Source organism: Streptomyces sp. NPDC002886 (assembly GCF_042888445.1).
Taxonomy (GTDB): domain Bacteria; phylum Actinomycetota; class Actinomycetes; order Streptomycetales; family Streptomycetaceae; genus Streptomyces.
In genome coordinates, this window is the sequence record NZ_JBIAPV010000003.1 from 595,242 (window position 1) to 617,208 (window position 21,967).

The 21,967-nt window shown below is 72.4% G+C and carries 23 protein-coding genes; 12 read left to right on the forward strand and 11 right to left on the reverse strand.

Features of this window, described 5'->3' with window-relative positions; all coding sequences use genetic code 11:
* Positions 1–20 precede the first annotated feature (20 nt).
* Complete coding sequence (locus ACFYYB_RS14915) at positions 21–1,595, reverse strand: DUF3152 domain-containing protein (protein ID WP_389435652.1); 1,575 nt, start codon at positions 1,593–1,595, stop codon at positions 21–23.
* Positions 1,596–1,599: 4 nt separating this feature from the next.
* Positions 1,600–2,646, reverse strand: a complete 1,047-nt coding sequence (locus ACFYYB_RS14920; RefSeq protein WP_389435653.1) for an alpha/beta fold hydrolase — start codon at positions 2,644–2,646, stop codon at positions 1,600–1,602.
* A gap of 126 nt (positions 2,647–2,772) precedes the next feature.
* Between ACFYYB_RS14920 and ACFYYB_RS14925 the strand changes: the two genes are divergently transcribed.
* The 4 genes from ACFYYB_RS14925 to ACFYYB_RS14940 all read left to right on the forward strand — a co-directional run bounded on the left by ACFYYB_RS14925 (position 2,773) and on the right by ACFYYB_RS14940 (position 4,659).
* Entirely contained in the window at positions 2,773–2,988 is a 216-nt protein-coding gene (locus tag ACFYYB_RS14925; protein WP_389435654.1) for a hypothetical protein, read from the forward strand.
* A gap of 145 nt (positions 2,989–3,133) precedes the next feature.
* Entirely contained in the window at positions 3,134–3,772 is a 639-nt protein-coding gene (locus tag ACFYYB_RS14930) for a TetR/AcrR family transcriptional regulator (protein ID WP_266880971.1), read from the forward strand.
* A gap of 184 nt (positions 3,773–3,956) precedes the next feature.
* Positions 3,957–4,184 (forward strand): DUF3107 domain-containing protein, encoded by a 228-nt coding sequence (locus tag ACFYYB_RS14935; RefSeq protein WP_250741766.1) that lies wholly within the window; start codon positions 3,957–3,959, stop codon positions 4,182–4,184.
* A gap of 172 nt (positions 4,185–4,356) precedes the next feature.
* Positions 4,357–4,659, forward strand: coding sequence for a hypothetical protein (locus ACFYYB_RS14940; RefSeq protein ID WP_389435655.1), 303 nt, complete (start codon positions 4,357–4,359; stop codon positions 4,657–4,659).
* Between the two features lie 84 nt (positions 4,660–4,743).
* Here ACFYYB_RS14940 and ACFYYB_RS14945 read toward each other — a convergent pair whose 3' ends face one another.
* Positions 4,744–5,502, reverse strand: coding sequence for a ferritin-like fold-containing protein (locus tag ACFYYB_RS14945; protein WP_327304693.1), 759 nt, complete (start codon positions 5,500–5,502; stop codon positions 4,744–4,746).
* A gap of 465 nt (positions 5,503–5,967) precedes the next feature.
* Between ACFYYB_RS14945 and ACFYYB_RS14950 the strand changes: the two genes are divergently transcribed.
* The 3 genes from ACFYYB_RS14950 to ACFYYB_RS14960 all read left to right on the forward strand — a co-directional run bounded on the left by ACFYYB_RS14950 (position 5,968) and on the right by ACFYYB_RS14960 (position 9,309).
* Positions 5,968–8,055, forward strand: coding sequence for a DEAD/DEAH box helicase (locus ACFYYB_RS14950; protein ID WP_389435656.1), 2,088 nt, complete (start codon positions 5,968–5,970; stop codon positions 8,053–8,055).
* A 106-nt stretch (positions 8,056–8,161) separates the two neighbouring features.
* Complete coding sequence (locus ACFYYB_RS14955; protein WP_389435657.1) at positions 8,162–9,055, forward strand: alpha/beta fold hydrolase; 894 nt, start codon at positions 8,162–8,164, stop codon at positions 9,053–9,055.
* Between the two features lie 101 nt (positions 9,056–9,156).
* Positions 9,157–9,309 (forward strand): hypothetical protein, encoded by a 153-nt coding sequence (locus tag ACFYYB_RS14960; RefSeq protein ID WP_243335969.1) that lies wholly within the window; start codon positions 9,157–9,159, stop codon positions 9,307–9,309.
* Between the two features lie 73 nt (positions 9,310–9,382).
* Here ACFYYB_RS14960 and ACFYYB_RS14965 read toward each other — a convergent pair whose 3' ends face one another.
* The 4 genes from ACFYYB_RS14965 to ACFYYB_RS14980 all read right to left on the reverse strand — a co-directional run bounded on the left by ACFYYB_RS14965 (position 9,383) and on the right by ACFYYB_RS14980 (position 12,442).
* Entirely contained in the window at positions 9,383–9,988 is a 606-nt protein-coding gene (locus ACFYYB_RS14965) for a MarC family protein (protein ID WP_327304696.1), read from the reverse strand.
* A 74-nt stretch (positions 9,989–10,062) separates the two neighbouring features.
* The gene (locus tag ACFYYB_RS14970; RefSeq protein ID WP_389435658.1) at positions 10,063–10,929 is read right to left on the reverse strand and encodes a PHP domain-containing protein; all 867 of its coding nucleotides are present in this window, start codon (positions 10,927–10,929) and stop codon (positions 10,063–10,065) included.
* Between the two features lie 194 nt (positions 10,930–11,123).
* Complete coding sequence (locus ACFYYB_RS14975; protein ID WP_327304698.1) at positions 11,124–11,765, reverse strand: DUF6758 family protein; 642 nt, start codon at positions 11,763–11,765, stop codon at positions 11,124–11,126.
* Between the two features lie 92 nt (positions 11,766–11,857).
* Entirely contained in the window at positions 11,858–12,442 is a 585-nt protein-coding gene (locus ACFYYB_RS14980; protein ID WP_389435659.1) for a suppressor of fused domain protein, read from the reverse strand.
* 418 nt (positions 12,443–12,860) lie between these two features.
* Between ACFYYB_RS14980 and ACFYYB_RS14985 the strand changes: the two genes are divergently transcribed.
* Together ACFYYB_RS14985 and ACFYYB_RS14990 are read left to right on the forward strand one after the other, a co-directional pair.
* Positions 12,861–13,985, forward strand: a complete 1,125-nt coding sequence (locus ACFYYB_RS14985) for a magnesium and cobalt transport protein CorA (protein WP_389435660.1) — start codon at positions 12,861–12,863, stop codon at positions 13,983–13,985.
* Between the two features lie 75 nt (positions 13,986–14,060).
* The gene (locus ACFYYB_RS14990) at positions 14,061–14,576 is read left to right on the forward strand and encodes a hypothetical protein (RefSeq protein ID WP_389435661.1); all 516 of its coding nucleotides are present in this window, start codon (positions 14,061–14,063) and stop codon (positions 14,574–14,576) included.
* A gap of 106 nt (positions 14,577–14,682) precedes the next feature.
* Here ACFYYB_RS14990 and ACFYYB_RS14995 read toward each other — a convergent pair whose 3' ends face one another.
* Positions 14,683–15,465, reverse strand: coding sequence for a hypothetical protein (locus tag ACFYYB_RS14995; protein WP_389435662.1), 783 nt, complete (start codon positions 15,463–15,465; stop codon positions 14,683–14,685).
* 290 nt (positions 15,466–15,755) lie between these two features.
* Between ACFYYB_RS14995 and ACFYYB_RS15000 the strand changes: the two genes are divergently transcribed.
* The 3 genes from ACFYYB_RS15000 to ACFYYB_RS15010 all read left to right on the forward strand — a co-directional run bounded on the left by ACFYYB_RS15000 (position 15,756) and on the right by ACFYYB_RS15010 (position 18,963).
* The gene (locus ACFYYB_RS15000) at positions 15,756–17,063 is read left to right on the forward strand and encodes a magnesium transporter MgtE N-terminal domain-containing protein (protein WP_266880959.1); all 1,308 of its coding nucleotides are present in this window, start codon (positions 15,756–15,758) and stop codon (positions 17,061–17,063) included.
* A gap of 91 nt (positions 17,064–17,154) precedes the next feature.
* Positions 17,155–17,751 (forward strand): DUF1003 domain-containing protein, encoded by a 597-nt coding sequence (locus ACFYYB_RS15005; RefSeq protein WP_389436203.1) that lies wholly within the window; start codon positions 17,155–17,157, stop codon positions 17,749–17,751.
* Positions 17,752–17,793: 42 nt separating this feature from the next.
* A complete protein-coding gene (locus ACFYYB_RS15010; RefSeq protein WP_327304703.1) occupies positions 17,794–18,963 on the forward strand; it encodes an Mrp/NBP35 family ATP-binding protein in 1,170 nt (389 codons plus the stop codon).
* A gap of 60 nt (positions 18,964–19,023) precedes the next feature.
* Here the strand turns inward: ACFYYB_RS15010 and ACFYYB_RS15015 are convergent, their stop codons facing one another.
* The 3 genes from ACFYYB_RS15015 to ACFYYB_RS15025 all read right to left on the reverse strand — a co-directional run bounded on the left by ACFYYB_RS15015 (position 19,024) and on the right by ACFYYB_RS15025 (position 21,855).
* Positions 19,024–19,737, reverse strand: coding sequence for a hypothetical protein (locus ACFYYB_RS15015; RefSeq protein ID WP_389435663.1), 714 nt, complete (start codon positions 19,735–19,737; stop codon positions 19,024–19,026).
* A gap of 134 nt (positions 19,738–19,871) precedes the next feature.
* On the reverse strand, positions 19,872–20,312 hold the full coding sequence (locus ACFYYB_RS15020) for a sec-independent translocase (RefSeq protein WP_389436204.1): 441 nt from the start codon (positions 20,310–20,312) through the stop codon (positions 19,872–19,874).
* A gap of 118 nt (positions 20,313–20,430) precedes the next feature.
* On the reverse strand, positions 20,431–21,855 hold the full coding sequence (locus tag ACFYYB_RS15025; RefSeq protein ID WP_389435664.1) for a trypsin-like peptidase domain-containing protein: 1,425 nt from the start codon (positions 21,853–21,855) through the stop codon (positions 20,431–20,433).
* Between the last annotated feature and the right edge of the window lie 112 nt (positions 21,856–21,967).

The following is a 21,967-nucleotide window of genomic DNA, read 5'->3' on the forward strand; positions in this document are numbered from 1 at the left end:
CAATTTGTCAAAGCGATTGATCAATTCCCGGGATACACCCAGGGGTTGGGTTTGCAGTGGATGTTGTTGATGTCCAGGGACTTCGTCTGCTGCTGCATGATCGGGGCGAGTGCGCCCGGTGTCTGGCAGCTCACGTGGCCGTGGCCGAGCCGGTGGCCGACCTCGTGGTTGATCAGCATCTGGCGGTAGGCGAACATCTGGTCCGGGCCGAAGGTCACCGAACCCTGTGCCCAGCGGAACGCGTTGATCATCACGCGGTCGGTCGACGCGGAGTCGCAGGAGACGTTGTCGATCGTGGTGTCGAGTCCGGACTTCTTGCACCAGACCCCCGTGGTCCCGGGGCTGGCCAGGGTGATCACGAAGTCGGCCTCGCCGCCCGGCACCCGCTCGAAGGTCTTCGTACCGCCGTGACCCCAGCTCCGGTCGTCGTTCAGCGTGCGGTGCACGGCCTCGGCGAACAGCTGGGCGTCGAGGCCGAGTCCCTGCTCCACGTCGACGCGGTAGCGGACCACCTTCCCCTTGCCGGGCGCCTTCGCCACACCGGGCACGGTGTCGAAGGCACCGGGGCCCTTCAGCTTCTCGTCGATCGGGAACTGCTGCGCCATCTTCTGGTCGTACGTGAGCTCCGGCGCGGCCTTGATCGCCGCGGAGGCGTCCGGGGTGGGCCGGTCGTCGGAGCGGGAGGCGGCGGAGTTGCCCTGTGCGGTGTGGCTGTTGCCCTCGTCGGAGGCGCGCACGGTGTTCTTGCCGCTGTCGCTCTCGGAGGCCGCCTGGCCCGCGACGATGACGGCGAGCGCGACGGTGACGGCCGCGGCGGCCATCCCGGCGTACGTGCGGCCCTTGCCGGACCGTCCGGCCGCGGGCGGCGCCTCCGGTGCTTCCTCGGCGGGGGCGACGACCGGCGCGCGCGGCGCGGGGATCCGGCGGTGCGAACCGCTGGAGGTGAAGGCGTCCTCGGGGAAGACGTCCCCGGCGGCCGGGAACACACCGCGGTGCGAACCCGTCGCGGTGAAGGCGTCCTCGGCGACCGGGACCGCGTGGAAGGAGCCCGTGGTGGCGAAGACGTCCTCGTGGACCGGGATCCGGCGGTGCGGACCGGTCGTGGTGAAGAGGTCCTCGGCGACGGGGACCGCGCGGTGCGAACCCGTCGCGGTCATCGGCGAGTCCAAGCCGACCTGCGGGAAGCCGACCGCGGGAGTACCGAAGGCCGGGGTCTCGTAGACCGGGGCCTCGTAGAGCGGAGTTCCGTAGGCCGGGCTGTCGTAGGCCTGGCTGTCATAGGCCGGGCCGTCATGGACCGGGCCGTCATGGACCGGGGTGCGCGGGACGCCGCGCCAGTCCCCGTAGGTCACACCGGTACCGGCGCTCGCGCCCCAGGCTCCGCCGGACTCGTGCTGTTCGGGATGGCCGCCGCGCACGCCGGACACCGGTTCGCGGCGCGGCGGGGCCGCCTGCCCGCGGGGGGCGGCGGCCGGTTCGGCCCACCCGGCCGGGGCCGGGGCGGCGGCCCGGGCGCCGGCCTGTTCGGCCGGCTCCGGATGGCCTGAGCCGGGGCCGGGAGCCCGGCCGGGCTCCTTGCGACTATGTCGTCCCACGTCCTCAGCCCTTGCCGTCCTCGTCGGTGTGCACGGTGGTCACGGTCTTCACGGTCTTCACGGTGTTCGCGCCGTTCACGCTGCCGCCATCTGCGGCCAGCAGCTCCCTGAAGGCGGCCGCGACCACGTCCGGGTACTCCATCATCGCCACGTGTCCCGCCTCCGGCAGGGACAGCAGCCGCGAACCCGGGAAGGCCGCGGCGGCCTTGCGCGCCATACGGTACGAGACGAGCTGGTCCCGGCCACCGTAGACCAGCAGCGTCGGAGCGAGCACCCGCTGCGCCTGACGCCACAGTCCGTGCTGGCCGCCGAGGGTGTACGCGTCGACGATGCCGCGCGAGGAACGGGTCAACGCGTCCCAGAAGTACGGGAGCGCGAGCCGCCGTTCCATTTCCTCGACGGCCGCCTCGAACACCTCGGGCTTCACCCGCGCGGGGTCTCCGTACAACAGCTCCGTCAGCCCCCGGGTGCGCCGCTCGGCGCTCAGGCCGCGGGTGAGCCGGTCCAGGGCCCCGGCCATGCCGGGTACGGCGAGCAGCGCGGTCGGCACGGCCGACCTCTGTACGCGCAGTTCGGGAAGGGCCGGGGAGACCAGCGTCAACGTGCGCACCAGGTCGGGCCGGACGGCCGCGATCCGGGTGGAGACGGCCCCGCCGAGGGAGTTGCCGAACAGGTGCACCGGTCCGCGTCCGGCGGCGTCGAGGTAACGGATGACGGCGCGCGCGTGCCCGGTGACGGAGTAGTCCCGGTCGGCGGGCGGCGGGGACCAGCCGAAGCCGGGCAGGTCCAGGGCCTCGCCGTCGACGGAATCCTCCAGGCACGCCATGAGCGCGGACCAGTTCTGCGAGGATCCGCCGAGCCCGTGGACGAACAGCGCGGCCGGCAGACCGGCACGGGCCGCGTGGCGTACCCGTACGTTCATTTCCAGCCCGGGCAGCCGGTCGGTGCGCAGCCGCTCACCCTCGGCCAGACGCACGGCTCCCACCTGGGAGGACTGGCCGGAGGACGAGGGGTCGGCGGACCGTACACCCGGCAGCTCGGTCGAAGACATGGGGCAATGTTACGAGACGATCACGCGGCTCCTCTTGTGTTCGCGGTCACAGATGCTTGCGGAACCGCCTAGCGGGGTATGCGCGAGCCTCCTAGGCTCGTAAGGGGAAGTGGAAAGGGGTGCTCCATGACTGTCGACCCTGCGGAACCGGACACCTTCCAGTCGGAGCTGCGGGAAAGCCTCGATGTGGAAGCCCCCGAGGCGGACGCGGCGGAGCAGAACGCGGAGTTGAATCCGGTCGATGACGATCCGCTCACCCCCGTGGGCCAGCGCGAAGCCTCCGCCGGGGACGCGGCCGAGCAGACCCGGGTGGTGACCCTGGACGAGGACGATTACCGCTGAGCCAGCGCTGACCAGCATGTCCGGCGTGTAACCGACGGTCCGTACCGCGAGAAAACTCGGCTTGCCCCACCAGATTCGGTTACCGAAAAGTACGATGGCCGCGCGGCGCAAGGCGCACTGTGTTCTAGAGAAAGTGGGAGGCGGCGTGACAGCCATCGAGCAGACCGAGGCAGCGCGTCCGCGGGGCACGCGACTTCCGCGCCGGGCCCGGCGCAACCAGCTCCTGGGCGCCGCCCAGGAGGTCTTCGTCGCGCAGGGTTACCACGCCGCGGCCATGGACGACATCGCGGAGCGTGCCGGAGTCAGCAAGCCGGTGCTCTACCAGCACTTCCCCGGCAAGCTCGACCTCTACCTGGCGCTCCTGGACCAGCACTGCGAGGCCCTCCTGCTCGCCGTGCGCACGGCGCTCGCGTCGACGAACGACAACAAGATGCGCGTCGCCGCGACGATGGACGCCTACTTCGCCTACGTCGAGGACGAGGGCGGCGCCTTCCGGCTCGTCTTCGAGTCGGACCTGACCAACGAGCCGGCGGTGCGCGAGCGCGTCGACCGCGTCTCGCTGCAGTGCGCCGAGGCCATCTCGGAGGTCATCGCGGAGGACACCGGCCTGTCGAAGGACGAGTCGATGCTGCTGGCCGTGGGCCTGGGCGGGGTCTCGCAGGTCGTGGCCCGGTACTGGCTGTCGAGCGAGAGCCCGGTCGCCCGTGACACCGCGGTGGGGCTGCTGACCTCGCTGGCCTGGCGCGGAATCGCCGGTTTCCCGCTGCACCCGACGGACGTCTGACGGACGTCTGACCTGCGCCGGCCCGGCTCGCCGGGCCGGTCGCGGCGGTCCCCGACGGCCTGACCGGCGGCTGTTCGCTGCGAGCGTTTTCGCCGCGCGGCGGACACGTCCTCTCTCCGGGCTAATGTGGACCGGGTAACGGCGCGGCTGATCGCGCGAACCGGACCGTCGGAGGGACAAGGCCGTGGAGGTCAAGATCGGCGTGCAGCACGCACCCCGGGAGATCGTGCTCGAGAGCGACCTGAGTGCCGAGGAGCTGGAGAGCATCGTCACCGCCGCCCTGTCCGGCTCGGCGCCGCTGCTGAGCCTCACGGACATCAAGGGCCGCAAGGTCCTGGTGCCGTCCGAGCGCCTGTCGTACGTCGACCTGGGCGAGCCCAGCGTGCGCAAGGTCGGCTTCGGCGCGCTCTGAGCCGAGGGCTCCGAGCCGAGGGCTCCGAGCACCACGAAGTACCCAGAAGTACCGAGAACGGCCCGGTGGACCACTCCGCCGGGCCGTTTCCGTTTCCTCCGCTTCGGGTAGGACCGGTGTGAGACACGCTTCCCGTACGACCCGGTCCATCCGCCGTCCGAGAGGAACCCCCATGCTGCTGATCGAGGCGCTCGGCTCCGCTCTCCTGGGCCTCGCCCTGGCCGGGGCGGCCGTCCGTGTGCTCGGCCCGCGGCTGCCCTCCTCGCGGGTGGTGCTGGTGAGCGCGGTGGCGGGCGCCCTCTTCGGGGCCTATCTGACGCACACCGCGCTGGGCCCCGGGCACAACAACCTCTTCGCGACCTTCATCGGCGGCGCCCTGGTGTCGGCGGTGGTCGTGTCCCTGCTGCTGCGGCCCCCGGGCCGGACTGCGAGGCCGTCCGTCCGGACTCCGTTTTCGGTTCCGACGAGGGGCTAGACGGCCCCACTGACGCATGACGTCGGCCCCCGCGCGGAGTTTCCGCGCGGGGGCCGAGGTACGTCTACGCCCGTCCCGGTCGGGCTAGGCCGCCAGGCCCAGGGCCGCCATGCGCTTGGTGTGCGCCTTGGTGATCCGGGTGAACATCTCGCCGACGGCCGCCAGGTCGAAGCCGGCCGCCATCCCGTCGACGCCGCCGACGAGCATGGTGGAGAGCGCGTCGCGCTCGGCGACCACGCGCTGGGCCTGCGACAGGGCCTCGCCCATCAGCCGGCGGGCCCACAGCGCGAGCCGGCCGCCGCAGCGCGGGTCGGCCTCGATGGCGGCGCGCACCTTCTCGACGGCGAAACCGCCGTGGCCGGTGTCGTCGAGCACGCTCACGACGAGCCCGCGGGTGTCGGTGTCGAGGTGGGTGGCCACCTCGCGGTAGAAGTCGCTGGCGATGGAGTCGCCGACGTAGGCCTTGACCAGGCCCTCCAGCCAGTCCGACGGCGCGGTCTGGCGGTGGAAGTCGTCGACGCCCTTCGCGAAGGGCTCCATCGCGGCGGTGGCGTCCTCGTCGATCGCGGCGAGCCGGTCGCGCAGGCGCTCGAAGTGGTGGAACTCGGCGGAGGCCATTTTCGCGAGCTCGGCCTTGTCCCCGAGGGTGGGCGCGAGCTTCGCGTCCTCCGCGAGGCGTTCGAAGGCCGCGAGTTCGCCGTACGCGAGCGCACCGAGCAGATCCACCACGGCCGCCCGGTACTGCGGCGAGGCGGAGGCCGTGGCCCAGTCCTGGGCGGCGATGCCGACTGCCTCGGCGGGGGCGCTTTCGTCGGCGGGCGATGCGTTTTCAACGGTCGACATGCACCGCACAATAGCTCGCCGAAAGGCACCGTGAACCACCTGCTCAGTCCACGTAAACGCGCCTACCTGGTGAATTCACCCGACACAGCTGCGAGATTCCGGGGTACAGTGGTAATGCGCCTGCCGAACACTCGGCGGGCCATCCGAATGAGGATGCCCGGTCGGTGGCCCGATCGGCTCCACCCGACCGCCCTCGGCGTGATGCGTACGTTCATACGTACCGCCTCCCACGAGGGGCCCCCTCAGCGGCATAAAGCGCCTGAGCGATGGCTCGTGGTCCCGCGCAGCTTCGTACGTACGTAGTAGTACTGCAAGCCCGGCACGGTACGACCCCCTTCGCCGCCTCGCGCCGCGTCTCACAGAAGAGGCAGCACCCTGACTACGTTCCGAGACCTCGGGATCTTTCCCGAGACGGCCGAAGCCCTTGAGGCCGTCGGCATTGTGTCCCCCTTTCCGATCCAGGAGATGACCCTCCCCGTCGCCATGTCCGGCACGGACGTCATCGGCCAGGCCAAGACCGGTACCGGCAAGACGCTCGGTTTCGGCCTCCCCCTGCTGGAGCGCGTCGTCGTCCCCGCGGACGTCGAGGCCGGCCGTTCCACTCCGGAGCAGCTGACCGACGCCCCGCAGGCCCTCGTGGTGGTTCCGACCCGCGAGCTCTGCACCCAGGTCACCAACGACCTCCTCACCGCGGGCAAGGTCCGCAACGTCCGCGTCCTCGCCATATACGGCGGCCGCGCGTACGAGCCGCAGGTCGAGGCGCTCAAGAAGGGCGTCGACGTCATCGTCGGCACCCCGGGCCGCCTGCTCGACCTGGCCGGGCAGAAGAAGCTCGACCTCTCCAAGGTCAAGGCCCTCGTCCTCGACGAGGCCGACGAAATGCTCGACCTGGGCTTCCTGCCCGACGTCGAGAGGATCATGTCCTACCTGCCCGCGAAGCGTCAGACGATGCTGTTCTCGGCGACCATGCCGGGCGCCGTCATCGGACTGGCCCGCCGGTACATGACCCAGCCGACGCACATCCGCGCCGTCTCGGAGGACGGTGAGGGCGCGACCGTCGCCAACACCACGCAGCACGTCTTCCGTGCGCACAACATGGACAAGCCGGAGCTCGTCTCCCGCATCCTGCAGGCCGAAGGCCGCGGGCTCGCCATGATCTTCTGCCGCACCAAGCGCACGGCGGCCGACATCGCCGAGCAGCTCGAGAAGCGCGGCTTCGCCTCCGGCGCCGTCCACGGCGACCTGGGCCAGGGCGCCCGCGAGCAGGCGCTGCGCGCCTTCCGCAACGGCAAGGTCGACGTGCTGGTCTGCACCGACGTCGCCGCGCGCGGCATCGATGTCGAGGGTGTCACCCACGTCATCAACTACCAGACGCCCGAGGACGAGAAGACCTTCCTGCACCGTGTGGGCCGCACCGGCCGCGCGGGCAAGAAGGGCATCGCCGTCACCCTGGTCGACTGGGACGACATCCCGCGCTGGCAGCTGATCAACAAGGCGCTGGAGCTGGACTTCCACGACCCGGTGGAGACGTACTCCACGTCCCCGCACCTGTACGAGCAGATGAACATCCCGGCCGGCACCAAGGGTGTCCTGCCGCGCGCCGACCGCACGCGGGCCGGCCTGAAGGCCGAGAACCTGGAAGACCTGGGCGAGACCGGCGGTCGCGGTGGCCGTGGCGGCCGCGACGGTGGTCGTGACTCCGGTCGTGATGGTGGCCGTGGCGGCCGCGACGGTGGCCGCGGTGCCGCCGCCCCGGTCGCCGCCGAGGAGCGTCCCGCCCGTGCCCCGCGCCAGCGCCGCCGTACCCGCAGCGGCTCGGACCAGGGCGCCGAGCTCCTGACCCCGGTGACCACCGAGGCCGCCCCGGTCAGCCCGGTCGCCGCCGCTCCGGTCAGCCCGGTCGCCGCCGCTCCGGCGGTCTCGGCCCCCGAGGCTCCGGCCTCCGACGAGGCACGCAAGCCGCGCCGTCGCCGGACCCGGTCGGCCGCTCCGGCCGCCACCTTCGTCGCCCCGGCGGCGGCGAAGCTGGAGCCCCTGGCCCCGTTCGTCAGGGAGCCGGAGCCCGACTTCCAGATCGCCCCGCCGGTCGAGCCGGTCCGGGAGCGCCGCTCCAGCGCGCCCCGCTCCAGCGCACCCCGCTCGAGCGCCCCGCGTGCCCGCGCCCCCCGCAAGGCCGCGGCCGCTCCGGCCGCCGCCCCGGTGGTCGAGATCGTGGCGCAGGCCGCCGTGGTCGAGGCTCCGGTCGCCGTCGTCGAGGCTCCGGCCGTCGCCGCGGTCGCGGTCGAGGAGGCCCCGGTCAAGCCGAAGCGCACGCGGACCCGCAAGGTCGCCGCCGCCGCCCCGGCCGCCGAGGTCGTCGCCGAAGCCGCCGCTCCGGTGGCGGAGGAGGCTCCGGTCAAGCCGAAGCGCACCCGCACCCGCAAGGTCGCGGCCGCCGCCCCGGAGGCTCCGGCCGCCGAGGCCGCCGCTCCGGCCGCCGAGGAGGCTCCGGTCAAGCCGAAGCGCACGCGGACCCGCAAGGCCGTCGCCGCGGTGGAGACCCCGGAGGCGTAACGCCCTTCCGATGGCCCCGGTCCCCTTTCGAGGGGGCCGGGGCCATCGGCGTACCCGGGGCCCTGCGGAGCTCCCCTACGGGCGTACGGGCCGGTAACCTCGGGCCATGAGCAAGCCGCCGACCCTCACGCTCCCGCCCTGCGCCCGCGCGTACCGCCTGGCCACGGCCCGTGGCGAGTTCGCCGCGCACGAGGCCGTGCCCGCCGGGCCGGCCCGCGGCACGGCCCTGCTGGTGCCCGGCTACACCGGCAGCAAGGAGGACTTCATCGGTCTCCTCGGGCCGCTGGCGGCCGCCGGGTACCGGGTGGTCGCCGTCGACGGCCGCGGGCAGCACGAGAGCGGCGGCCCGCGCACGCAGGCCCCGTACGCCCTGGCGGAACTGGCGCGGGACGTCCTCGCGCAGACCGCCGCCCTGGGCGCGGCCGGTCCGGTGCACCTCCTCGGGCATTCGCTGGGCGGGCTGATCGTCCGGGCGGCCGTGGTCCGCGACCCGGCCCTCTACGCCACCCTCACGCTGCTGAGCAGCGGCCCGGGCGCGGTCTGCGCGGAACAGCAGGGCCGTACGAAGCTGCTGATCTCGGCGCTGGAGGCGATGGGCGACGACATGCCCGGCATCTGGGCGGCGATGCGCGCCATGGATCCGCGCGACGCGCCGCCCGAGGACCCGGCCCTGGCGGCCTTCCTGCGCGCCCGCTGGCTGGGGACCGTACCCGAGCAGCTGATGGTCACCGGCCGGGCCCTGATCGAGGAGCCGGACCGGATCGACGAGCTCGCCGCCGCGGCGCCCGGGCCGGCGAAGCTGGTGCTGTCCGGGGAGTCGGACCCGGTGTGGCCGGTGTCGGAGATGGACGCGATGGCCCGGCGGCTGGGCGCGGCGCGGGTGGTCATCCCTGGGACGGAACACTCTCCGAACGCCGAGGATCCGGCGGCCACGGCGGCCGCCGTGGCGGCGTTCTGGAGGGGCTCCGAGGGGTCCTCTGACGTCTCCGACACCCGTTAGTAGTTAGACAAGGAAAAAATTTCCTTAGCGTAGGGAATGTTTGCGGCTTACACTTCGTTAACCCTGTACAAGGAAGAAACACTGACGAAGGGAGAAGCCCCATGCGCTTCGAGATTCTGCGCCTGGACGACGTCGACGGATCTGCCGTGGACAGCACCGTCGTGGACGCGGCCTCCGTCAACCGGATCGTGCAGCAGGCCGCGGCCGTAGGCCAGCGCATCCTGATCCGACCGGCTGAGACCGTGTCCAACTGACCGCGTCCACCTATTCGCCGAACGCCCCCGCACCGATCCGGTGCGGGGGCGTTCGCATGCGCGGCGCTCGGCGCTACGCGCTCTCGATCACCTGGAGCACGCCGTTGATGATCTGCTGGACGGCGATCGCGGACAGCATCATGCCCGCCAGGCGCGTCACGAGGACCACGCCGCCGTCCTTGATCACGCGGATGATGACGAGCGAGTAGCGCATCACCACCCACAGCACGACGTGCATCGCGACGATCGCGGCCCAGACGGAGAACTGACCGGTGAACCCGTCGGCCTTCTGCACCGCCAGGATCACCGAGACGATCGCGCCGGGCCCGGCGAGCAGCGGCATCCCGAGCGGGACGAGCGCGACGTTCACGTCCTTGGTCTGCTTCGGCTCGTCGGTCTTGCCGGTGAGCAGGTCGAGGGCGATGAGCAGGAGCAGCAGCCCGCCCGCGATCATCAGGGCCGGCACGGAGACGTGCAGGTAGTCGAGGATCTGCTGGCCGCAGATCCCGAAGACGGCGATGACGCCGAAGGCGACGCAGACGGCCTGCCAGGCCATGCGGCGCTGCACCTTGGCGGGGCGGCCGGAGGTCAGCGCGAGGAAGATGGGCGTGATCCCCGGAGGGTCCATAATCACAAAAAGCGTGAGAAAGAGGGATCCGAAGACGGCGAAATCGAGCACAGTGATGCCTTGCAGGAGAGGGGTGTCACGAAAAAGGGCAGAAGGGGGAGGGGGCCGCGGCAGGGATCAGCCGGTCAGCCGCTTACGCGTCCACCCGCGCCGGGGACCGGGAACGCCCCGGTGGCACGGCGGGTGATCTCGCCGTAGATCTCGGGGTCGGTCGTGTACTCCCCGAGGCGGCAGGTCTTGCGGCTGCCGTGGTAATCGCTGGACCCGGTGGTCAGCAGACCGAGATCGGCGGCCAGGCCGCGCAGGCGCGCGCGCGTGGCGGCGTCGTGGTCCATGTGGTCGACCTCGATGCCGTCGAGGCCGGCCGACGCGAGGGCGGCTATCGCGCTCTCGGGCACGCAGGTGCCGCGCTTGACGGCGGCGGGGTGGGCGAAGACGGTGACCCCGCCGGCCGCCTTGACCAGGCGGATCGCGTCGAAGGGGTCGAGCTCGTGCTTCTCGGCGTACGCGCGGCCGCCGTCGGCGAGCCAGTCCGCGGTGAACGCGTCCGACACGGTGCGCACGACACCCAGCTCGACGAGGGCCGCGGCGATGTGCGGGCGGCCCACGGAGCCGTCACCGGCGATCCGGTCCACCTGCTCCCAGGTGATCTCCACGCCGAGGTCCCGCAGCTTGCCCACCATGGCCCGCGCGCGCGGAACGCGGTCGTCGCGCACGAGCTCCCGCTCACGGAAGAGCTCGGGCTCCTCCGGGTCGAAGAGGTACGCCAGCATGTGCATGCCGATGCCGTCGAGACGGCAGCTCAGCTCCGCGCCGGTCACCAGGGTCAGCCCCGCGGGCAGCGCGGCGACGGCCTCGCGGTATCCGGCGACGGTGTCGTGGTCGGTCAGCGCCACCACGTCGAGCCCCGCACCGGCGGCATTGCGCACCAGCTCGGCAGGGCTGTCCGTACCGTCGGAGGCCGTGGAGTGGGCGTGCAGGTCGATGCGCACAGCCAAACTCCAGGGTTCACACGCGGACGGGGGGACACTCCAGGATACCGTCCGCTTTTCCCTCTACGGGCCCCCACCTGCATGGCCGCGCCGGGGGTCGCACGGGCTCACCGCGCCGGGACCGCCGGACGGAGTCCGGCGCAGCACCGCGAAGCCGGGGAGGCCCGCCAGGGCCGAGCCGCGCGAGCGGTGCGTCAGGAGGAGAGGATGCGCGGGCTCAGGGCTCCGCAGGGCAGCAGCTCGACCTCGGATCCCGCGTCGCGCAGATCGGTCAGCACCAGCTCGTCGTACATCAGCAGGCCCGACTGCTCCGGCCAGACGATCGCCCACAGCCACAGCCCGCGCGCCTCGCCCGCGAACACGGCCCGGTCCTCGGGGACGCCGGTGACGTGCCAGAGCGGTGTCGGGCGCCCCGCGGCGACCACCTTGGCGTGCGGCGCGGCGGAGACGTTCATGAAGGGGCCCGGGTCGGGGGCGTCGAGGCCGGCGAACCGCGCGCCCAGGCCGACGCCCAGCTCCTCGGCGATCAGCAGCAGCTCGCCGATGCCGCCGAGCGGACCGGGACCCGAGCAGGCCACGGCGGTGGCCCGACCGCCACTGCGGTCGTCACCGGCGGAGGCGATCCCGGTGAACAGCCAGCCGACGGGCAGCGGCCACGGCATCCAGACCGGTACCTGCGCCCGGTTCACCACCACGCCCAGGCCTTCGACGCTCGGCGGGATCACGGGCTGCAGGGGGTGGACGGTGCCGTGCGCCGCGCACTGCCAGGAGTCGGCGAAAAGACCGGGCGCCCTGACCCGGCCACCACACTTCGGGCAACTCGGTTCGCCCCTCATAAGAAGCCACGCTCCTCCCCACCGCGCGCCCCGTCAAGACGTGGTCACCCGTCCGGGCGGCCGGGCGGCGGCCGGCGCCGGCGGCCGGAGGCTCAGTCCAGTGCGACCGCCGTGCGCAGGGGGTCCCGCAGATCCGTGCCGCGGGCGAGCCAGCGTTCCTGGAGGGCGGCCGCGCCGTGGACGCGTTTCCACGCCGCCTCGTTCGCCGTCATCGGCAGGAGGGGGAAGAAGGAGACGGGGTCCATGGGGTCGTCCAGGACGACGTCCTCGACCAGGCCGCCGGGCTCCGCCACGAGCACGGAGGTGAACGGCGCCCCGTCCCACAGGGGTTCGCCCACGTCCAGTGAGGCGCCGGGCGACACGACGAGTCCTTCCACCTGGGGCGACGCCGCCAGTACGGCGAGCGGCCGCAGCAGCTTGTCGGTGGGCGCGAGCCCGCCCCGTACGGTCAGCACCAGCTCCGCGCGCGGGCCGCGCAGCGGATCCGCGACCACCACCGTGGGGTCACCCATGGGGTGGGCGGACATACCGAGGGTCGCGTACCGCACCAGGTCGCCCTCGGTGAAGCGCAGGACTTCGAAACGGTCGGTGCCCAGGAAGGTGACGGCGGCGCGGGCGTCGGGTTCGCCGAGCGCGGCGCGCAGCCGGGCTTCCACAAGGGCCAGAATTTCTGCCATGGAGCGAGCATAGAACTCGTATCAGCCGGGTAAAGAGCGGCTCTTGACCATCCGTCGGCTGATATCGTTGACCGCTGGTCGGGGACGCTCTCAGAAGAGAAGTTTCAGTGCCCCGGCGACAGGACGTCCCTTACGGGGGACCGGCCGGAGGAGGTGGGGCTGCGGTGCATCGAAGTCGATCGCACAGTACGTGCGGTACCTCTCGCTCTTCCACTTCGCCGACGGGCGCGCCGCGCCCGCTTTGATCCGCGCGTTTTCGGATCCACACGCCGGATCGGTCGAAGAGCGACGGAAGAACTGTGTCCTCCCGTCCTGATCCTTCCGCCTGCCCGCCCGGCCCGCCGACCGCGGTGAGCGCGTCATCCGGAAGGACCTCCCACCCGTACGGTCCGCAGCCGTGCGCGCGAAGGAGCCTGCCATGTCGATGCTGCCCTACCTCCGTGCCGCCGTCCGCCCCGCGCTGCGCAGGTCCACGCCCGCCCAGCCCGGCTACGACACCACCCGTGACCCGTCCGCGAACAGCGCGGTGGTCGATTGCGCCGTCTACCGCGACGGGCGGCGCGGCGGACGCGCGCAGGGCGGTTCCTGCCTGACGCCCCGTGAGGCGCTGCGCGAGGTCCGCGAGGACGGCGGGTTCGCGTGGATCGGCCTGCACGAGCCGACGGAGGCCGAGTTCGCCGGGATCGCCGCGGTGTTCGGGCTGCACCCGCTCGCGGTGGAGGACGCGGTGCACGCACACCAGCGGCCGAAGCTGGAGCGCTACGACGACACCCTCTTCACCGTCTTCAAGACGATCCACTACGTCGAGCACGCCGAGCTCACCGCCACCAGCGAGGTGGTGGAGACCGGCGAGGTGATGTGCTTCACCGGCCCCGACTTCGTCATCACCGTCCGGCACGGCGGACACGGCTCCCTCAAGGGCCTGCGCCACCGCCTCCAGGACGACCCGGCGCTCCTCGCCAAGGGCCCGTCCGCCGTCCTGCACTCCCTCGCGGACCACGTGGTCGACGGGTACATCGCCGTCGCCGCGGCCGTCCAGGACGACATCGACGAGGTGGAGAGCGAGGTCTTCGCCGCCCCCGCCAAGGGCAGTGCGCGCGGAGGCGACGCGGGCCGCATCTACCAGCTCAAGCGCGAGGTGCTGGAGTTCAAGCGGGCCGTCTCCCCGCTGCTGCGCCCCATGGAGCTGCTCAGCGAGCGCCCGATGCGGCTGGTGGAGCCCGACATCCAGAAGTACTTCCGCGACGTCGCCGACCACCTGGCCCGGGTGCACGAGCAGGTCGTCGGCTTCGACGAGCTGCTGAACTCCATCCTGCAGGCCAACCTGGCGCAGGCGACCGTCGCGCAGAACGAGGACATGCGCAAGATCACCTCCTGGGCGGCGATCATCGCCGTGCCCACGATGATCTGCGGGGTGTACGGGATGAACTTCGAGCACATGCCGGAGCTCCAGTGGCGCTACGGCTATCCGATGGTGATGGTCACCATCGCCGGGACCTGCTTCACCATCCACCGCGCCCTGCGCCGCCACGGCTGGCTCTGAGCGCACCGGCCGCGAGCGCACCGGCTGTGACGCACTGACTGTGAGGGGCCGGAGGCCGCTGGCTACCCTGTGCGCATGACTCTCAGCGCGCTCGAACTGGCCCTCGTCGAGGAGGCCACCAAGAAGTCCGGCCTCATCTGGGTCCGCGGCTCCGGGGCCGACCGCGGCCTGTGGCACGCCTGGGTGGACGGCGCGGCGCACGTGCTCGGCGACGGGCCCGGGGAGCAGCCGTTCCCGGGGCTCGCGGACGGCGCGGCGGCGGAGGTGACCGTGCGCAGCAAGGACAAGGGCGGCCGGCTCGTCGCGTGGACGGCGACCGTACGCGAGCTCGTGCCCGGCAGCGAGCCCTGGGAGGCGGCGGTGGCCGAGCTCAAGGGCAAGCGGCTCAACGCGCCCGACTCCGCCGAGATGACCGACCGCTGGGCCCGGGAGTGCCGGCTGCTGCGCCTGGAGCCGGAGTCGGTCCGGGCCGAGCTCCCCGGGGGTTCGCTGGCGGCGGCTCCGCTGGGCTCCCCCGCGACGACCCGGCGGCCCATCCCGGCCGGACTGCCGAAGCTGCTGCTGAAGCGGAAGAAGAAGGCCGACCGCTAGGCCGGGTCTCCTCCCGCCGCACGGCTTGGGCCGTCTCTTTCGGATCTTGCCGGGCCCGCGACGCCTGGCACCGCGGACTCGGCCGACAAGATCCGAAAGAGACGACCTAGCCCTGCGGGTTGGCGCCCTGGCCGGATCCCTGGCCGGAGCCGCCCTCCTGGCCCTTGGTCGTGGGCAGCTGGTTTCCGTAGTCCACCGTCTGGTCCGGCTCCGGCGCGGTGAGCTCGACGGGCGCGCCCCATTCCGCGAGGGTCACCCGGCCCGCGCCGCCCGCGCGTTCCATGAGGAGCGGGTAGGGGGTGCCCTCCAGGGAGACCGAGAGCTTGCCGCCCTTGCCCTTGTCCGCCGAGACCTGGACGGCCCGGGTGAGGCCGACCTTGGTGTAGTCCTCGCCCTTGGTGAGCTTCCCGTCGAGTCCGAGCAGCCCGTCGAGCATGACCTGCATGTCGGTGAACCCGCGGAACTGCTTGTAGGAGGGGTCGCCCTCGGGCACCTTGACGAACTTGTCACCGAGCTTGCCGGCCGCCTCGGACTGGCCCCAGAAGGCGGCGCCCGCCTTGAGGTAGAGCTGCTCCCCGACCCGCAGCAGCTGGAAGGTGGTGTCGTCCTGCGACTTCACCTCGCCGGAGCCGCCGTCCGCGCCGAGCCGCATGTCCAGGGTGAAGGACTTGCCCCCGCTGACGAGCGTGCCCGAGAGATGGACCGACTGCGCCCCGGTGACGGCCGTCTTGGCCTTGTCCTGGATCTGCTCGGCGGACAGCTTCCCGACTCCGTTCGTCCCCTCGTCGGGGTCCGCTCCGCACCCCGTGCCGACGACGGCCAGGCCCGCGCACAGGGCACTGACGAAGGCGGCCCGGCGCAGCCGCGGGGCGGGGAAATAGGCGGTCACGGGCAGGTGCCCCTCTCGTTGCGTCGGCGAGCAGCTGGCAGCGTACCCGCCCGTACTCGGACCCCCGCGCGGCGCCCGCACACAGCTCGTGGGGACGCGCGTGCGGAGGTCTCGTGTGCGGGGCGGGGGCGGGGCGCGGAAGGGGTGCGGACGGGGCGCGGACGGGGCGGGGCCGCCGGGGCCATGCCCGGGCGGACGGCCCCACCAGGAGGTTGTGTGCGGTACGGGCTAACCTGAGGGACGGCAGTACCGGTGATCGACGGATGACGCAGCTCGTAGGAGGCGCTCGGATGGCGGCAGGCGCCCCACGGATCTTCGTCTCGCATCTGTCGGGTGTGCCCGTCTTCGACCCCAACGGCGACCAGGTGGGCCGGGTCCGCGACCTCGTCGCGATGCTCCGCGTGGGCGGCCGGCCGCCCCGGCTGCTCGGCCTGGTGGTCGAGGTGGTCAGCCGGCGCCGGATCTTCCTGCCGATGACCCGGGTCACGGGCGTCGAGTCCGGCCAGGTCATCACCACCGGCGTGGTCAACATGCGGCGCTTCGAGCAGCGCCCCACCGAGCGGCTGATCCTCGGCGAACTGCTGGACCGGCGGGTGCGCCTGGTCGCGGACGACGAGGAGGTCACCGTCCTGGACGTGGCCATCCAGCAGCTGCCGGCCCGGCGCGACTGGGAGATCGACCGGATCTTCGTACGGAAGGGCAAGTCGGGCGCGCTGCGGCGGCGCGGCGAGACCCTGACCGTGGAGTGGTCGGCGGTCACGGGCTTCTCGCTGGAGGAGCACGGGCAGGGCGCCGAGAACCTGGTCGCCACCTTCGAGCAGATGCGGCCCGCGGACGTGGCGAACGTCCTGCACCACCTGACGCCGAAGCGGCGTGCCGAGGTGGCGAGCGCGCTGGACGACGACCGGCTCGCGGACGTCATGGAGGAGCTCCCCGAGGACGAGCAGGTGGAGATCCTCGGAAAGCTGAAGGAGGAGCGCGCCGCCGACGTCCTGGAGGCGATGGACCCGGACGACGCGGCCGACCTGCTCTCGGAGCTGCCGGAGGACGACAAGGAGCGGCTGCTGACGCTGATGCGGCCGGACGACGCCGCCGACGTGCGGCGCCTGCTGTCGTACGAGGAGAACACCGCGGGCGGTCTGATGACCACGGAGCCGATCGTGCTGCGCCCCGACGCGACGGTCGCCGACGCGCTGGCCCGCGTACGGCAGTCGGACCTGTCGCCGGCGCTGGCGGCGCAGGTGTACGTGTGCCGGCCGCCGGACGAGACGCCGACGGGCAAGTACCTGGGCACGGTGCACTTCCAGCGGCTGCTGCGCGATCCGCCGTTCACCCTGGTCAGCTCGATCGTGGACACGGGCCTGGCGCCGCTGCGGCCGGACTCCTCGCTGCCGGTGGTGACCAGCTACCTGGCCGCGTACAACATGGTCGCGGTCCCGGTCGTCGACGAGAGCGGCTCGCTGCTGGGCGCGGTCACCGTGGACGACGTACTGGACCACCTGCTGCCGGACGACTGGCGGGAGACGGACTTCCATTCGGAGGGCCCCGGGGGTCCCGAGGATTCCGAGCGTGCGGAAGGGGCCCTCCGTGGGGACTGAGCGGGGGCGCGGCGAGCAGCCGCGCGAGCGGCGCAGGGAGCAGATCCGGGAGCGGCGCGACCAGGCGCGGGCGCAGGCCCGCGAGCACGGGCTGGCGGAGGCGGCCGCGGAGCGGGCGGAACGTTCCTCCTTCGAACGCGGCGAGCGGGCGAAGGCCGGCCAGTCGACCGGGTCGAGCGCGCTGACGCGCTCGCGCACCCGGCTCGACCTGCCGCGTCCGGCCCGCCGGCGACTGCTGCCCGAATACGACCCGGAGGCCTTCGGGCGGCTCTCGGAGCGGGTCGCGCGGTTCCTCGGCACGGGCCGGTTCATCGTCTGGATGACCGTCGTCATCATCATCTGGGTGCTGTGGAACATCTTTGCGCCCGAGAGCGTGCGCTTCGACCAGTACCCCTTCATCTTCCTGACGCTGATGCTCTCGCTCCAGGCCTCCTACGCGGCCCCCCTGATCCTGCTGGCGCAGAACCGCCAGGACGACCGGGACCGGGTCAACCTGGAGCAGGACCGCAAGCAGAACGAGCGCTCGCTGGCCGACACCGAGTACCTGACCCGGGAGATCGCGGCCCTGCGGATGGGTCTGGGCGAGGTCGCCACGCGCGACTGGATCAGGTCCGAGTTCCAGGATCTGATCAAGGAGATGGACGAGCGGCGGCTATTCCCCGCCGAGAGTGACGAAGGCGACCGCTAGCAGGCTTTCCTGAGGCCCGCCACCGCGCCGTACCATCGGGGCATGGCTACCGACACAAGCTCCGCCTCCGCCGCTGCCTTGCCCGAACAGGACGCGATCCTGGACGCGCTGGCGACGGTGAACGACCCCGAGATCCACCGGCCGATCACCGAGCTGGGCATGGTCAAATCGGTGGAGATCGGTGACGGCGGCGAGGTCGCCGTCACCGTGTTCCTGACCGTGTCGGGCTGCCCCATGCGCGAGACCATCACCAACCTCGTCACCGAGGCCGTGCAGCGGGTACCCGGCGTCACCTCGGTCGCCGTCACGCTGGACGTGATGAGCGACGAGCAGCGCAAGGACCTCGCGGCGACCCTGCGCGGCGGCACCGCCGAGCGCGAGGTCCCCTTCGCCCAGCCCGGCTCGCTGACCCGCGTCTACGCGGTCGCCTCCGGCAAGGGCGGCGTCGGCAAGTCCTCGGTCACCGTGAACCTGGCGGCGGCGATGGCGGCCGACGGCCTCAAAGTCGGCGTGGTCGACGCCGACATCTACGGCCACAGCGTGCCGCGCATGCTCGGGGTCGAGGGCCGCCCCACCCAGGTCGAGAACATGATCATGCCGCCGTCCTCGCACGGCGTGAAGGTCATCTCCATCGGCATGTTCACCCCGGGCAACGCGCCCGTGGTGTGGCGCGGTCCGATGCTGCACCGGGCCCTCCAGCAGTTCCTGGCCGACGTGTACTGGGGCGACCTGGACGTGCTGCTGCTCGACCTGCCGCCGGGCACGGGCGACATCGCGATCTCCGTGGCCCAGCTCGTGCCGAACGCCGAGATCCTCGTCGTGACCACCCCGCAGCAGGCCGCGGCCGAGGTCGCGGAGCGGGCCGGCTCGATCGCCGTGCAGACCCACCAGAAGATCGTCGGCGTCGTCGAGAACATGTCCGGGCTGCCCTGCCCGCACTGCGACGAGATGGTCGACGTGTTCGGCTCCGGCGGTGGCCAGAAGGTCGCCGACGGCCTGACCAAGACGGTCGGCGCGGCCGTACCCGTGCTGGGCTCGATCCCGATCGACGTCCGCCTGCGCGAGGGCGGCGACGACGGCACCCCGGTCGTCCTGTCCGACCCCGACTCCCCCGCCGGCGCGGCCCTGCGCGCCATCGCGGGCAAGCTCGGCGGCCGCGCCCGCGGCCTGGCCGGCATGTCCCTGGGCATCACCCCGCGCAACAAGTTCTGACATGAGGAAGGGGCCCGCGGCGATGGAATTCCATGGCCGCGGGCCCCTTCCTCACGCGTCCTACTCGTACGTCGCCAGGTCCCCGATCACGGAGAAGCCGAGCCCGTACGCGCTCATCCCGCGCCCGTAGGCTCCGAGGTGCACCCCGCTCCCGGTGGATCCGGCCAGGACCCACCCGAACTCCGACTCGCGGTAGTGGAACGGCGTCGGCTCCCCGTCCACCGGAAGCGACAGCGTCGACCAGTCCGGCCCCGCGAGATCGTCCGCGAGCTCCCACGCCGCCTCGGTCTGCTGGTCGAGCCAGTCGTCGCGCAAGCTGTGGTCCATCTGCCCCGGCCAGCTGTAGGCCAGCAGCCCCGAGCCGGCCAGCCAGGCCGCCGAGGAGACCGAGGTGGCCTCCAAGACGCCGGTGCCGTCGGGGGTGCGCCGCAGCGGGTTGCTGGCCACGGTGACGACCACCGCGAAGCGCTCCTTCTCCCCGGTGGCGATCTCGCCGCGGGCGGAGGGCTCGTCCCCGTGACCGGTCGAGCCGTGCTCCACGCTGCCGTCGGCACCGGCGGCGACCTGCATCAGCCAGCGGGGGCCGGTGAAGGCCCCGTCCAGGCCGTACCAGGGGAAGTCCGCCCGTAGGTACCCCTCGGCCGCCCGGCGGGCGGCAGGGACGGGCGGGGCAGCCGCGTCCGGGGACTGCTGAGGGTCTTCTGCTAGTGCGGGGGCGGGCGTCTGCGCCTCGGCGGGCTGCGTGCCTACCCGGCTACTGCGCGTCGTCTCCATCGATACGGCCTCTCGTTCCGTGGGCTCCGGAACGGCCCACCCCCCTCGGGCGTCCTGGATCCGGACTCAAAGGAGGATAGCCACCGGACCGCGGTTCGCCGGGCAGGCGGGCGCGCGCGTGGTCCCGGGTGGCGTCAGGTCGCGTCGGCGTCGAAGCGCGTGAGCTGCTCCTGCGCCGGTGTCGCGGGCTTCTTGACCATGTCCGGTCCGGCGCCCGGCGTGGCGGCGGGGAGGGGGCCGGCGGCCGCGTCGGCCTCCGTGCCGTTGACCGCGTCGGTGACGTCGTTGAGTTCCTTGCGGAGATCGAAGCTGCTCCGGATCTCCTTGAGGTCCTCGTTCTCGGTCAGCTGCTTGCGGATGAAGTTCTTCGGGTTCAGGTCCTCGAACTCGAAGTCCTTGAACTCCGGGCCGAGCTCGGAGCGGATGTCCTGCTTCGCGCTGTCGGAGAACGCGCGGATCTTCCGGATGACGCCCGTGATGTCCTGGATGACCTTGGGCAGCTTGTCCGGGCCGAAGATGAGAATGCCGAGCACCACGATCGTGACCAGCTCGAGTGCGCCTATGTCGTTGAACACCTTGCCCCGCTCCTCGGCTCTCTTCACGTCAGGCCTGTCACACGGTACCCGGCCGGGTCCACAGGCCAATACACCAGGACCGGCTGATTACCGGCCGGGTTCGGCTTTCACCCGCCCGTCACGAACCGTTCGCCGATCCGAGGACCACCTCCAGCGTGCGCTCCCGTCCCTCGCGCAGCACGGTGAGGGTGAGCCGGTCGCCCGGCCGGTGCGCCCGGATCTTGATCACGAGTTCGTCGCCGCCGTGCACCCGTACCCCGTCGACCTTGGTGATCACATCGCCCGGCCGGATCCCGGCGCGGGCTCCGGGCCCGCCCGCGGTGACCGCCGGCTTCCCGCCCTCGCCCTTCTCCCCCACCCGGGCCCCCTCGCCGGAGTAGTCCATGTCCAGGGTGACGCCGATGACGGGATGGGTGGCGCGGCCGGTGCGCATCAGCTCCTCCGCGACGCGCTTGCCCTGGTTCACCGGGATGGCGAAGCCGAGGCCGATGCTGCCGCGCTGCTGTCCGGAGCTGTCCCCGCCGTCGCCTCCGCGGATGGCGCTGTTGATGCCGATGACCTGGGCCCTGGCGTCGAGGAGCGGCCCGCCGGAGTTGCCGGGGTTGATGGGGGCGTCGGTCTGGAGCGCGTCGACGTAACTGACGTCGCTGCCGTCGCCCTTGTCGCCGCCCGCGGTGATGGGGCGGCCGGTGGCGCTGATGATTCCGGCGGTGACCGTGTTGGAGAGGTCGAAGGGGGCCCCGATGGCCACCACCGGGTCTCCGACCTTGACGTTCTCGGAGTTGCCGAGCGCGAGCGGCCGCAGGCCCCGTACCCCGTCGACCTTCACCACGGCCAGGTCGTAGCCGGTGTCGCCGCCGACCAGTTCGGCGGCGACGCTCTCGCCGGTGCTGAAGGTGACCGTTATCGTCCGGGCCCCGTTGACCACGTGGTTGTTGGTCAGGATGTGGCCCTGCCCGTCGAGGACGAAGCCGGTGCCGGTCGAACTGCTCTCCGCGCCGTTGACGTGCAGGGTGACCACGCCGGGCAGCGCGGTGGCGGCGATCCCGGCCACGCTGTCGGGAGCGCGGCCGCGGTCGGCGGGGGCCGCCTGCGGGAGTTCGAGGCGGGTGCCGGCTTGCCGCTCGGCGAGGACGCCGGCGTAGCCGCCGATGCCGCCGGCCAGGAGGGCGATCCCGACGGCGAGGAGGACGCTGTGGCGCAGCCGCGGCCGACGGGAGCCCGTCCTGCCGTGGTCCACCGGCTGGAGCGGCCGCACACCCCACGGGTCGTACCGCGGCTCGGTCGCCGCTTCCGGCACGGCCGGCGGGGGCGGTACGGGTTCCTCGCGCGCGGGGACGGGCTGCGCGGGCCGGCTCCACCACTGGGGCACCGGCGCGGGGGCCGGGGCCGTCTCCGGATCCGGACCGGTGGGAGACGCGGACCGGGGAGGCGGTACGGAGGCCTCCTGCGCGCCGGCGGGCGCCGCGGGCCGGCTCCACCACCGGGGCAGCAGGGCGGGGACCGGATCCGCCGCCGGATCGGTCTGCTGACTGTCGGACATGGGCGCTCCCCGCCTACCTGTCGGTCTCCGCCGGCCGCCCGGGGCGGCGCATCTGGCGGAGATTCAACCAGGTCGCCCGTGCCGCCCGCCCCGGCGGGCGGCACGGGCACCC